The sequence below is a fragment of the Microcoleus vaginatus HSN003 genome (genome assembly GCF_022701255.1).
Lineage (GTDB): Bacteria > Cyanobacteriota > Cyanobacteriia > Cyanobacteriales > Microcoleaceae > Microcoleus > Microcoleus vaginatus_B.
Genome location: NZ_CP031705.1, coordinates 2,111,725 through 2,124,529 on the forward strand (window position 1 = coordinate 2,111,725; position 12,805 = coordinate 2,124,529).

General features: G+C 45.6%; 12 protein-coding genes and 1 tRNA gene. 9 read left to right on the forward strand and 4 right to left on the reverse strand.

The genetic code is table 11. From position 1 onward, the window contains the following. Positions 1-120: 120 nt before the first annotated feature. The 5 genes from D0A37_RS09050 (at position 121) to D0A37_RS09070 (ending at position 4,554) form a co-directional block, all read left to right on the forward strand. Positions 121-582, forward strand: coding sequence for a diacylglycerol kinase family protein (locus D0A37_RS09050; RefSeq protein WP_006632814.1), 462 nt, complete (start codon positions 121-123; stop codon positions 580-582). A gap of 177 nt (positions 583-759) precedes the next feature. Next, a complete protein-coding gene (locus D0A37_RS09055; protein WP_242723386.1) occupies positions 760-1,347 on the forward strand; it encodes an anthranilate synthase component II in 588 nt (195 codons plus the stop codon). A gap of 256 nt (positions 1,348-1,603) precedes the next feature. Continuing rightward, entirely contained in the window at positions 1,604-2,872 is a 1,269-nt protein-coding gene (locus D0A37_RS09060) for an RNA-guided endonuclease InsQ/TnpB family protein (RefSeq protein WP_242725441.1), read from the forward strand. A gap of 62 nt (positions 2,873-2,934) precedes the next feature. Further along, positions 2,935-3,717, forward strand: a complete 783-nt coding sequence (locus D0A37_RS09065) for an MBL fold metallo-hydrolase (RefSeq protein WP_242723389.1) — start codon at positions 2,935-2,937, stop codon at positions 3,715-3,717. A 165-nt stretch (positions 3,718-3,882) separates the two neighbouring features. Beyond that, a complete protein-coding gene (locus tag D0A37_RS09070; protein WP_242723391.1) occupies positions 3,883-4,554 on the forward strand; it encodes a fasciclin domain-containing protein in 672 nt (223 codons plus the stop codon). A gap of 138 nt (positions 4,555-4,692) precedes the next feature. On the opposite strand, the gene D0A37_RS09075 is transcribed toward D0A37_RS09070, so the two are convergent. Together D0A37_RS09075 and D0A37_RS09080 are read right to left on the reverse strand one after the other, a co-directional pair. Beyond that, positions 4,693-5,628 carry a cobalamin-binding protein gene (locus D0A37_RS09075; RefSeq protein ID WP_242723393.1) on the reverse strand — a complete coding sequence of 312 codons (936 nt, stop codon included), beginning with the start codon at positions 5,626-5,628 and terminating at the stop codon, positions 4,693-4,695. Between the two features lie 66 nt (positions 5,629-5,694). After that, on the reverse strand, positions 5,695-8,367 hold the full coding sequence (locus tag D0A37_RS09080) for a phospholipid carrier-dependent glycosyltransferase (RefSeq protein ID WP_242723395.1): 2,673 nt from the start codon (positions 8,365-8,367) through the stop codon (positions 5,695-5,697). Positions 8,368-8,500: 133 nt separating this feature from the next. Here D0A37_RS09080 and D0A37_RS09085 point away from each other — a divergent pair. Next, positions 8,501-8,573: transfer RNA gene (locus D0A37_RS09085), tRNA-Phe, on the forward strand. 89 nt (positions 8,574-8,662) lie between these two features. Here D0A37_RS09085 and D0A37_RS09090 read toward each other — a convergent pair. Further along, complete coding sequence (locus D0A37_RS09090) at positions 8,663-9,070, reverse strand: ribbon-helix-helix domain-containing protein (protein ID WP_242723397.1); 408 nt, start codon at positions 9,068-9,070, stop codon at positions 8,663-8,665. A 42-nt stretch (positions 9,071-9,112) separates the two neighbouring features. Between D0A37_RS09090 and D0A37_RS09095 the strand changes: the two genes are divergently transcribed. Continuing rightward, the gene (locus tag D0A37_RS09095) at positions 9,113-9,334 is read left to right on the forward strand and encodes a helix-turn-helix domain-containing protein (RefSeq protein WP_242723399.1); all 222 of its coding nucleotides are present in this window, start codon (positions 9,113-9,115) and stop codon (positions 9,332-9,334) included. Further along, positions 9,335-9,946, forward strand: coding sequence for a ScaI family restriction endonuclease (locus tag D0A37_RS09100; RefSeq protein ID WP_242723401.1), 612 nt, complete (start codon positions 9,335-9,337; stop codon positions 9,944-9,946). On the opposite strand, the gene D0A37_RS09105 is transcribed toward D0A37_RS09100, so the two are convergent. Next, on the reverse strand, positions 9,938-10,786 hold the full coding sequence (locus tag D0A37_RS09105; RefSeq protein ID WP_242723403.1) for a DNA-methyltransferase: 849 nt from the start codon (positions 10,784-10,786) through the stop codon (positions 9,938-9,940). The genes D0A37_RS09100 and D0A37_RS09105 overlap by 9 nt on opposite strands. Positions 10,787-10,956: 170 nt before the next feature. Between D0A37_RS09105 and ribBA the strand changes: the two genes are divergently transcribed. Continuing rightward, a complete protein-coding gene (gene ribBA, locus D0A37_RS09110) occupies positions 10,957-12,672 on the forward strand; it encodes a bifunctional 3,4-dihydroxy-2-butanone-4-phosphate synthase/GTP cyclohydrolase II (protein WP_242723405.1) in 1,716 nt (571 codons plus the stop codon). Positions 12,673-12,805 lie beyond the last annotated feature (133 nt).

Here is a 12,805-nt window from a genome sequence, read left to right on the forward strand (position 1 = left end):
CTAGACTAGATGAAGTCAATTTGAAAAGTCTAGCTTTCATTCATCTCTGTAACTTAAAGTTGGTAGTTTATGACACTAAATCGACCGTCAATTTCATCAAGAATCGCACAGTTTCTGCCCATGCCTCAAGACTCTTCCAGCCCAACAGTCCACGAGTCTAAAACAGCCTTGAAATACAACCGAGAGCTATCCTGGAAAATCGCATCTAGCTTAGCTACCAGTTTTAGATACGCTTGGGGGGGTCTGACTTATGCTTTTGAAACTCAGCGAAATTTTCGGATTCACACTGTTATAGGAACATTGGCGATCGGACTCGGGCTATTTTTGCAACTCAAACCTGTAGAAATATCTGTGATCGGCGTCACCATTGGCATAGTTTTAGCAATGGAACTGTTGAATACGGCGATCGAATCGGTGGTAGACTTGACAGTCGGGCAATCTTATCACGAACTAGCCAGAATTGCCAAAGACTGCGCTGCCGGAGCAGTTCTGGTATCGGCAATGGCTGCGATCATCGTCGGTACTGCACTTCTGCTTCCTCCTTTGTGGGTCGTCATTCAAATTGCGATCGCCCGTCAGTAACTTATTGGACTCAGCAAATTTTAGGTTTTAGATGACAAATTTGAGATTTTTAGTTTTAGTCGTCTATATTGCAGCTATTTTTATCTTCCGCATCTATCTAAAATCTTGAAACCCTTGCTTTCAGGCAGCGAGTCAATCTAAAATCTAAAATCTAAAACCTAAAATCTAACTTAACCCGTGATTATAGTCATCGATAACTACGACAGTTTTACATACAATTTGGTACAGTATCTAGGAGAACTCGGTGCTGAGTTGCCCGTAGCAAGCGAAGTGCAAGTCTACCGCAACGACCAAATTTCCTTAGCAGAAATTCGCCAATTGCAGCCTGCAGCAGTGGTGATTTCTCCAGGCCCGGGGCGGCCGGAAGATGCGGGAATTTCTCTGGAATTAATCAAAGAATTGGGGCCGACTTTACCAATTTTAGGCGTGTGCCTCGGACATCAAAGTATCGGTCAAGTATTCGGTGGCAAAATTGTTTCTGCACCTCTGTTGATGCACGGCAAAACTTCTCCGGTAGAACACACAGGAGTCGGAGTTTTTCAGGGCGTGGAATCGCCGATGATTGCAACTCGCTATCACAGTTTAGTAATTGAAAAGCAGAGTTGTCCAGAAGTGTTAGAAATTACGGCTTGGGTTGAAGACGGAACTATTATGGGTGTGCGGCACCGGGAATATCCGCACATTGAAGGTGTACAATTTCACCCGGAAAGTATATTGACGACTGCGGGAAAGCAATTATTGCGAAATTTCTTAGAACGGCTTTAGTTGGGTGGTGAATTTTGAGTTTTTGTCTGCATCTTTCGGGTGCGGAATTCGCACCTGACTGTGCAAATTCTGTGAAGCTTCCGGGTGCGAATTACTTACCTTACGGTAAAAGTAGGGTGTACATTTCGCACCTGACGGTGTTTGGTGATATTGTAAAACTTCGTTGATTTTATAAGCAATTATAAACAATAATGGTATCATATCGCTATGAGTGTTGAACAAGAAATACGCACAGCCCAAAGAACGGAAGTCTCAAATGCAGCTAACAGAGAGGCACATCATTAAATCCACGGAACACCGTTTCGCCCAAATTGACGAACTAGCTTTCAAGTCCAAAAACCTCTACAATGCCGCCAATTACCTTATTCGTCAGAGTTTTATTTATGGGTGGGGCTATGTTAATTACAACGAAACGAACCGCTTGATGAAGTCTCATGAAGCCTACAAGGCTTTGCCTGCCAAAGTAAGTCAGCAAATTTTAATGGTTTTAGACAAGAACTGGAAATCGTTTTTTGAAGCCGTTAAAGCTTACAAAGTTGATTCTTCAAAATTCACTGGGCGCCCAAAACTGCCGAAGTACAAAGATAAAGTTAAAGGGCGAAACCTTCTCGTCTACACAATTCAAGCAATTAGCAGCAAACAGTTGAAGAAAGGAATCATTAAACTTTCGGGTACAGAATTTTTAATTAAAACCAAAGTCAATCCCGACCAGGTTTGCCAAATTAGGCTGGTTCCGAAATGTGATTCCTATGTAATTGAGGTAATTTATGATGAACCGGAGTCCACTCTTGGCAACGCTAATTCTGTAGCTAGTATTGATTTAGGACTGGATAATTTAGTGGCGTTAACTTCAAATCAACCGGGATTTATCCCTTTGTTGATTAACGGGCGACCATTGAAATCGATTAACCAGTTTTACAACAAGCGGAAAGCACGATTGCAATCCCAGTTCAAAGGGAATCGCAAAACTTCGCCCCGCATTCAGCGCTTAACTCGCTGTCGCCATCAAAAAGTCCATAATTACTTACATCATGCTAGCCGTCTAATTATTAAACTTTTGCTCACCAAGCAGATTGGGACGCTAGTAATTGGCAAGAACGCGCAGTGGAAAACAGAAATCGAGTTAGGGAAGCAAACCAATCAAAACTTTGTTAGTATTCCTCACTCTCGATTAATTGAAATGTTGAAGTACAAAGCTCGGTTGGCGGGAATCACAGTAATTGTGCAGGAAGAATCCTATACATCCCGATCCAGTTTTTTAGGTTTAGACCCAATTCCTGTTTATGGAAAAACCGAAAAAGAGCCTGTGTTTACTGGTAAGCGGATTAAGCGGGGTTTGTACAAAACATCGGCTGGTCAGCTAATTAATTCCGATGTGAATGCAGCGTACAATATCCTCAGAAAAGCAATCCCAAATGCGTTCAGCAATGGGATAGGGAGCTGCCTAGTTCAGCCGAGGCGGGTCGATCCGCTCAAAGTGAAAGGGAAGGGGGAGGGACTTAACGCCTCCCATGTCATGCAATAAATGACTATACTTTTACCAGCTATAACAACAAACGACCAACACCCGATAACCGCAACCACAAGATGAAACGGCGACAATTAATACGTTACACACAGACGGGTTTGCTAGCAGCTTTCTTCACTGGTTTACCATCTGCATGGGAAAGCTATCAAGCTCAAACTGCTGATTCTTTGTCGGTTCAGTGGTTGGGCCACACTTGCTTCTTGTTCACCGGAGGCGGTACGAGGGTGCTGGTGAATCCTTTTCGCCCCCTGGGCTGTACGGCAGGCTATCGCTCTCCTAAAGTGCCAACAGATTTGATTCTGATTAGCAGCCGGTTGCTCGATGAAGGGGCGATCGACGGATTTGCGGGCAATCCCGGCCTTTTGTACGAGCCAGGGGCTTACAGGTCTAACGGGCTGCGGATTCAAGGGATTCGGACGGAAAAAGACCGTGAGGGAGGAAGACGATTTGGGGTCAATGTGGCTTGGCTGTGGCAGCAAGCGGGCGTTAAGATTTTACACTTGGGCGGAGTTGCTGGCCCGATCGGCATTGAAGAGCAAATATTGATCGGGCGGCCCGATGTAGTGCTGATTCCCGTGGGCGGCGGGCCGAAAGCTTACACTCCGGCGGAAGCGAAGCAAACTTTGCAACTTCTCAAACCAAAGATGGTGATTCCGACACATTTCAAAACCCAAGCCGCCGATGCTGCTGCCTGCGATTTGGTGCCGCTAGATGAATTTTTGGCGCTGATGGATGGTACGCCGGTGCGCCGATTGAATAATGACACGATTTCGATCAAATCTGCTGACTTACCTCAAACTGGTTCGGTGATTGAGGTTTTGAGTTACAGATTTAGCGGTTAATGCCAGATTTCTTAGGTTGCGTTATATTAAGGAAGTTTTGGTCGATCGGGGATGCAAGAGAAATTTCTCTCTACCTTAGCCTCTGGCAACCTTGCCTTTTGTCGAGATTTGGCTAACATAACAATTCTTGTTCACGGTTTTATCTCATAAGGAAATGCAAGCGAAATGAAAAATCAAAATTTACCTAGCTGGATGAAACAATTGACAGGTTTCGCAGGAATAATCGGCGCTAGCGCGTTAATCGGTTTCCCGGCTTGGGCTCACATCACCTCCAACACCAATGTTGCTAATGCAACTCAAACTTCACAAGTTGCAGGAAAGGTGAACACCGCTGCTTCACCGGCACCAACTTCCGCTTCACCGGCACCAAGTGGCGCTACACAGGCACCAACTGGCGCTACACCGGCACCAACTGGCGCTGCTAAGGATATTGTTGCTATTGCATCTGGCGACGCTCAATTCAAGACGCTGACAAAGGCTTTGGGATCTGCAGGTTTGGTTACAACTTTACAAGGCAAAGGCCCTTTCACTGTTTTTGCTCCGACTGACGCGGCATTTGCTGCTTTGCCAGAAGGAACTGTGGAGGATTTGCTCAAACCGGAAAACAAAGCCCAACTTACTAAGATTTTAACTTACCACGTTGTTCCTGGTTCGGTTGTATCTACTAGCCTGAAATCCGGCGATGTTAAAAGTGTGGAAGGCAGCGCCCTGAAGGTTGGAGTTAACGCAGGCAAAGTTACTGTCAGCGGCGCTAATGTTGTGAAAGCTGATATCAAAGCTAGCAACGGCGTTATTCACGTAATTGACAAGGTTTTGATGCCGCCCGATGGAATGTAAAAATAGCCGTTTTTGCATCAATTGATGTCAGATTCGGTTAAATGAAGGCGAAGTAAGGACACAACATTGTTGTGTCCTTATTTGTATGGCAGGCAATTCAGAATTAATACAGATAAAGCTTTAGCTAGCTGCGGGTATCTACAAAAAGGGCTGCCAACCCTTACCCCGATAGCCAAAATCGAAGATTTCGGGATGGAGAATTTCTGCTAAAATTTCTAACGAATCAACCAATCTCGGCCCCGGTCGATTAAAGTAAGAATTGCCGTCAGTTATGTAAACTTTCCCCGTTTTTACTGCTTGCAAATTAGGCCATTCTGCGTATTTAGTTATCTGCATTGCTTCGCTGCGAGTGCGGTTTAAATCAAAGCCGCAAGGCATGAAAATAATTACATCGGGATTAGCTTCTACTAGCGATTCCCATTTTAACCAAGGGGAATGTTCGCCGACAATTCCAAATAGCGAATTGCCTCCCGCCATTGCCACTAATTCGGGAATCCAGTTACCCGCAGCCATCAAAGGCTCAATCCACTCGATGCAAGCTACTTTGGGAAGTCTCTCTTTTGTGGTAATAATAGAGGATGCTTGTGTTTTCGAGGTAATAGCATCGATGCGGGATTGCAAAAGGTCGATCGCACTTTTGCCATTTACGCCCAAAGCATCAGCAACTCGCTGAATATCCGTCCAGATTTCTGCTAGCAGATTCGGCTGCAAAGAAATAATTTCCGGCTTGCTATTTACCAGCGTGCTTACCGCTTGTTCAACCTCTGTTAGAGAACAAGCGCAGACTTCACATTGAGCTTGAGTAATAATGTGAGTCGGCTGCAATTTTTCCAAAGTATCTATTTCTACTTTATAGACACTCAGCGCATTTTGCAACAATTCTGTCACGCGGTTGTGAATTTCGCTGCTAGTTCCTTCTGGATTGAATTTAGGCTGAGTGCAAACAGGTAAATTTTGAATTTCTGGGGGATAATCGCATTCGTGGGAACGGCCCACAATTGCATCGGTTAATCCTAAAAGTGCTACAATTTCGGTGGCACTGGGAATTAGAGAGACAATTCTGAGTTGGTTCATTGGTTTTCGGTTTTTTACAGATTCGGAAGCACAGGCGAGACGCCCGTGCCACAATAAAAGGGATTCTTAAATTTTTAGTTTTTTTAAGTATTGCAAATCTTGCCATGCTTGAATGAGATTACCTTGCATCAGAGCCGCTACACCGTTTAAAACTCTAATTTCCGGTAGGTTGGAGTTGAGAGCGAGAGCGGGTTTTAATGCTGTTTGAGCAGCTTTGGGATGCCAGCCGTACAGGTGTACGAAAGCGAGATAGGCGTAAGCGTAAGGGTTTTTTGAGTCGAGTTGAGTGACTTTTTCTAAGGCTGCGATCGCACTATTGATATTCTGCTGCAATACCCGAGAAAATGCCAAAGCATAAGCCAATTCTAGATTATTGGGTTCTTGCTGCAACCGATATTCTAACGCTTGTTCCGCTTGCACGGTATAATCTTGAATTGGATCGTACTGATTGATGCGCCCAATCTGCTCGAACACGGGTTCTAAACCGGGCAATCCTTTGGGTAAATTAACCGCCATCGCCCGCAATTGAGTCACCAAATCTAACTCAGGCTTATCTGTATTATTCTCGTTTCCAGGCTCTGCCTGAGAACGCATATCCAGAGGCTCTGCCTCGATTTTAACACTAACTGTCGGCACATTAATCGGATAAGTTTCGCCGGTTTTCCGATTTAGATAAGTAGCTTGCAGATTGTAAGTTCCCGGTGCAATATTAGCAGGAGGAAGCATCGCCGTGCGATCGACAACTCGAAACCCCACAGCAAATTTATCCGCTTCCAGCATCCCCGGATGCAATGTCGCCTGGGCGATCGCGCGATCGTGTAAAATCTTGAAAGTCTTTCCCGGTGGAATATCGCTCGACTGCTGATTTTCCCACGTTACCAACACTAAACCAGACTGCAACTGCTGCCAAGGCCCAGACCAAGTATAAGTAACCGGCAGCGCGACTCCGGGAACTGCTTTTGGCGCGACAGTAACTCGATCTAATTGTACTTGCGATCGCGCTTCATTCAACGGCTGTATTTCGACAGGCTGCACTCGCTTGCGATAAAGATTTAAATTAGTATAATCGGGCAAAACCCAAGTTTTATCTAACTCAAACTTATCACCTTTTTCAATTGCCATAACGGCTGCATTTTGACCTTTTTTAATTCCTTCGCGAATCGAACCTTGCGGGCCACTTTTAGTTACAAACCAAGAGAGCGATCGCACATCTTGCGGCACTTCTTTTAAATTCGTTCCCACCTGCCGCCCGTAAACCTGAAAATTAGCCAAAGCACCATAAAAATTAAAATTATGCTGGTTAATTTCCGGCGTCGAAGGCAACACGCCTAAAGTAGATTGCAAATAAGGTTCCTTATCAATAATTTCTGCAATTACCTCACGGTGCGGCCACTCTTTCCCCAAGTAAGGATAGTTAGAATTGCCGGGACTGATAACTTGGACTAAGCTATGTCCAAAAGCACCTCCCAGCGGCAAGATATGGAACAGCATCGCCAGAATTGCCAAGCCAATTGTACCCCAGCGAATTTGTCGTCCCCACCGAGAAGGCCACAGCGTTAAACAGTAGGCTAAGAAAATAGATAAAACTGGCAAATAAGCTATCACATATCGGTCGTCTTTGTTGATATTTAGAGAATTAATTAAATAAGCTCCTCCCCAGAAAACAGCCAGCCAGCGACAGGAGTTGAGATGCAAGATTGACGAACTATCTTGCCGACGACGCCAATAAAGTATTAATCCTACTAAGGGAACAAGTAACAGAGGCCAAGAAACGTGTTCCGGTAAGTGTTGACCGTAGTAAATCCAAGCGTCGATCGTATTGAGGGCCGGATCTCCTTCGGCGATCGCAGAATCCAGCGTTGCCCGTTTTCCCCCGGTCAAAATTAACAGCCAATTGGTTTTCGCCCACGGCCCAAACACCGCCACCGACAGCAACAGAGCACCAGTTAATTGACCTAATCTTCCCCAAGCTTTTTGTCGCACCGCACCAACAGCCAACCACACAATCGGGGTAAATAGAAATAATACGGTAGTGTGTTTAACTAATATTGATAAGCCGAGAGAAATACCAAAGGCGATCGCCCAAAAGAAAGATGACGGGGAGAGTGGGGGAGTGTGGGAGGGGGAGAATTTATACTTTTCTTTTGTTCGTTCCTCGAACGGAGTTCTATCGGTTACATCCGTTAAATCCGTTGCCGAACTTCCTTCTTCCTTCTTCCTTCTTCCTTCAGAAGCCTTCCACATAGTCAAACAATAGAAAGCCAAAGTAATCGCAGCAGTGAGGGGATAGTCGAGTAAAAATTGCAAGCGGAACCGATAAAGTCCCGGTAACAAAACGCAAATTGCAGCGGCCCACAAACCGACTTGCCTGTTAAATAATTGGACGCCCAGACTGTAGACTGAGGCGAGGAGAATTGCACTAAATAATAAATGAACGAGGGTTGCCCGATCGCCCCCAGTACCGAAAACCTGAAGAAACGGAACCGTTAAGATGTATGCCAAGGGCGGAATTTTGGTCGAAAGCAGCCAGAAGTTTGTCCACCACTCCCCGGAAAACCACTGAGGATGCTGCAACGCCTGCAAGTATTTCAGGGTGCTAGTCAGGTAGTCTGCTTGATCCCACGCCGGGACAGATCGATCGAGGGCAAACCAGAGGCGATCGCTAATTGCCCCCAGCAGCCAAATTATGCCTAAGACAAGCAGACTCTTGCCCTCGCTGTCCCGATGTTGCTGTGCCATTGCGATTGTTGGATTTTAGGTTGCAGCTTTTAGCTTACAGGCGGGCGGTTCCGGGCGATCGAAAAATTAATTTATAAAACCCCTTGCTAAATTCCCTATGTGTCTGCTAAGGTGGTTAAGCGTAAAAAAACAAGCCGAGATAGCTCAGTTGGTAGAGCAGTGGACTGAAAATCCACGTGTCCGGAGTTCAAGTCTCCGTCTTGGCATCGCAAAGCCCTCACAAAGTTGAGGGCTTTTTTTTAGGGCGAAACTTGAACCAAGTCTCGGCTTGCTGTTGGAGAGACAAAGCATCGGCTCATCCCTGAACCTCTCGTGCCTTGCGAAACTTTTCCTGCAATTGCTCGATCGCAGTCTCTAACGGGATTCCCTCACCCCGTGATAGTTCCGCCTCCGCTTCCTCCACCGAAGAGCGAACCTCCTCCACCCACTCCCAATAAAGCTTCCGCGTTTGAGTCAAAGTCTGGAGGGCTTTTGTAATCACCTCTTCCGGCGAGCTAAACTGCCCCAGCGCTAATTGCGCTTCGATCAATTTCACTTGCTCAGGACTCAAAGTAATATTCATAAAAATCTCCGGGAGTCTCGCTGACACAAATCCCTTTTCTAAGAATAGCGCTACTTTCTGGGCAGTGCGATCGTCCAGAAAAATGGCTGGACAGTGCCGGACTGCCAAGTTGATTGAAACTTTTTTTAAATTAACACTCATAGTGTGTAGATTTAAAGCCGTTACAAGCTTTAGATTTTTCTAGTGATAAAAAATATAAAGCTTAAAATATTTGGCGAACAAGTTCGGAAATTGAGAAAAGCTAGGGGGCTAAGCCAAGAGGAGTTAGCTGAACTAGCAGAACTGCATCGAAATTACATTGGCGGCATTGAACGTGGCGAGAGAAATGTTGCACTTCTGAATATGGTGCGTCTAGCTAAAGCTTTGGGAGTATCCCTAAGCGAATTGTTGGAGGGGATAGAGTAAATGACTTCACCTTATGCGGGGCTTGCCACAGAAGATTGGGCAGTAAAAACCAGGGAACTGATAGAGATACATCCACTTAACCCGGATGAAATATATGAAGTAGTAATTCAAGTCTGGCAAGAAATATTTGAATCTAATCTAACTAGCAAAAACTATAAAATAGGTGTAGATTTATTTCCCCGCCCCCAAATTATGGGATACTTTTTGCACGAACTCATCCCCTTAGAATTGACTAGGCGATACCCAGAAGTTTGGCGTCGCGAAGAAAATGCTAGTGAAAAAGATCTGGTCTGTCTTCTAGATGATTGCTTCTCGATCGAGATTAAAACTTCTTCAAGTAATCGTAATACATATGGAAATCGCAGTTATACTCAACTAAGCACTACTGGTATAGAAGGAAAGAAGAATAAATCGGGCTATTATCTTGTTGTTAATTTCCAGAAATTCAACAAAAACATTCAAGGCTCACAACTACCGCAGATTAATTTAGTCAGATTTGGATGGTTAGACCGAGAAGATTGGCAAGGTCAAGCGGCTGCAACTGGGCAACAAGCGAAATTAAGTCCTGCTGTTGAACGTTATAAATTGCTGCAATTACCAACTTTAGAATAAAGATAACTGTGCTTCTCTGAGTTCCTTGTCGCTCAAAAAATTATCGATTCTACTAGCGACAATCTCACAGTAATCAGCCCTAATTTCAAATCCAATAACTTGACGCTGCAAACCCAGAGCCACAATTGCTGTAGTCCCGGAACCCATAAACGGATCTAAAACAATTTCGTTTAAATTCGATGCAGACTTGATGATGCGATCGACAACAGCAACAGGAAATTGAGCGGGGTGAGGCGTGCGTTCTTTTGAAGCTCGGTTTTTCCCCGACGTAACTTTTGGAAACTGCCAAACATCCGTCGGATTTTTGCCTTTTAAGTTTACTTTAATCTTGCCGTTCTTTTTCTGATTCGGATATTTCACATTTGGATCGCGCACTTCATCTAAATTAAAAGTATACTTATCTTGATTTTTTACATACCAGAGAAACTTTTCATTGCGGGGTGAAAAGAACTTGCTGCCTGCAACTCCCGCGCCGTAGTTCCAGACAACTTCTTGAATCAGATAAAAAGGCACTTTGTCCCAAAGCAGGTAGGAAATCGGAATTGCTTTTGCCCGATCGCGAATTGACAAATAGCCTAAATTCAGCCAAAATGCTCCTCGATCGAGCGTTACCCGGTAAACCTCCGCTATCCACTGCTCGCACCAGTTTAAATACTCATCTAACACCAAGGATTTTTCGTACTCTTTGCCGATGTTATAAGGCGGGCTGGTAACGGTTAAATCTACAAATTGATCGGGTAGCAGCTTCAATGCTTCCAAGCAATCCATGTTATAAATTACGCAATTAGGAGCTTGGAAGTACGGTTTACCTAAAATATTCGCGATCTCAGTCAAGCTCATGAAATATTGGGGAGAGATTTTGTTGACAAGATGCAATAATTATAGTAAGTGAATTTAGAAATATTGTCAAACTCATCTGGACTGGGGAATCGCCCTGTCGGAAACAAAAGGTTACAATCACAAATACATTCTATTTCCATAACATTACTGTTTATAGCTTGAACTCCTCAGTGCCAAATAACAACTCCTCAACTCAATCATTTCAATTTGACTCGATCGACAGCGCCCTCGCAGACCTCAAAGCAGGTCGCATGGTGGTAGTAGTCGATGACGAAAATCGCGAAAACGAAGGCGACGTAATTTGTGCCGCCCAATTCGCCACCCCCGACAACATCAACTTTATGGCCGTGAACGCGCGGGGTTTGATTTGTCTAGCCTTGAGTGGCGAAAGGCTCGATCGCCTGGAATTGCCCCTGATGGTCACCAAAAACACTGACAACAACCAAACTGCCTTCACTGTCAGCATTGATGCAGTCAACGGCGTCAGTACCGGTATCTCGGCCGAAGACCGCGCCCGCACCATCCAAGTCGCCATCCACCCGGACACCAAACCTCAAGACTTGCGGCGTCCCGGTCACATTTTCCCCCTGCGGGCGATCGATGGTGGCGTCCTCAAACGCGCCGGCCACACCGAGGCCTCCGTTGACCTCGCCAGACTCGCCGGCCTGTATCCCAGCGGCGTCATCTGCGAAATTCAAAACCCCGACGGTTCGATGGCGAGGTTGCCGGAATTAATCGAGTACGGCAAACTCCACAACCTCAAAATAATCAGTATTGCCGACTTAATTAGCTACCGGCTCAAGCACGATCGATTCGTTCGCCGTGAAACCGTCGCCAAATTGCCCACTCAATTCGGCGAGTTTATGATTTACGCCTACCGCGACACCCAAGACAATTCAGAACACGTTGCGATTGTCAAGGGCGACCCGGCAGAATTTAAAGACAAACCCGTGATGGTGCGGGTGCATTCCGAATGTCTGACCGGCGATGCTTTGGGTTCCCTGCGCTGCGACTGCCGGATGCAACTGCAAGCGGCACTGAAAATGATCGAAAATGTCGGTTCTGGCGTCATAGTTTACTTGCGCCAAGAAGGTCGGGGTATTGGATTGGTAAATAAACTAAAAGCTTACTCGCTGCAAGACTTGGGATTGGATACTGTAGAAGCCAACGAACGGTTGGGATTTCCCGCCGACTTGCGGAACTACGGCGTCGGAGCACAAATGCTCAACGATTTGGGAGTTAAAAAAATTCGGTTGATTACCAACAACCCCCGCAAAATAGCAGGTTTGAAAGGTTATGGCATTGAAGTAGCCGATCGCGTCCCCTTACTAATTGAAGCCACAGATTACAACTCGATCTATCTGGCAACAAAAGCCGAAAAACTCGGTCATATGCTACTGCAAACTTATTTAGTAACAGTGGCAATTCAGTGGAACGAAACGAAGGAAGAAGGTAGAAGCCAGAAAGCAGAAGGAAAAGAGGAAGATGCTGCCATTCAAAATCGGTACCAACACCTCGAAAAGCTGCGACATTTGGCGGCTAGCCAGCACTTGCTGCTGCAAGAAGAAGCGCGGCCGGTGGGCATAGCCCTTTTCGGAGAAGGCTCCCTCATCGTTCATCTCGGCTTCGACCAAGCCGGACTCGCAGCCCCCGATTGGTACAAAGATCCAAACCATCCTTACGTCAGGGCGATCGGTCAAATTCTCGGTCAAATCAGCACTGATCCGAATTTGCAAACATTAGAATTCATGGTTTCCTCCGGTGGAGATCCGCTCAAAACCCTGCAAGTCCAGCTCGATCGCGAGACATTCCTTCTGTCGGAATTAGTCGGAATTTGCGATCGGCTCGAACCTCAAAAAATCTACAGTTTTGCTCCTCTTGCCTGAAGGCAGAAGGTAGAAGCCAACCCCCCCTACCCCAGCAGGGGGGAAGGCAGAAGCCAATAAAAACTGTGAATTTCAGAATAATACTTGTTAATACCAGCATCTTCCTTTCGTCAGAAAGCAGCCACCAATAAAA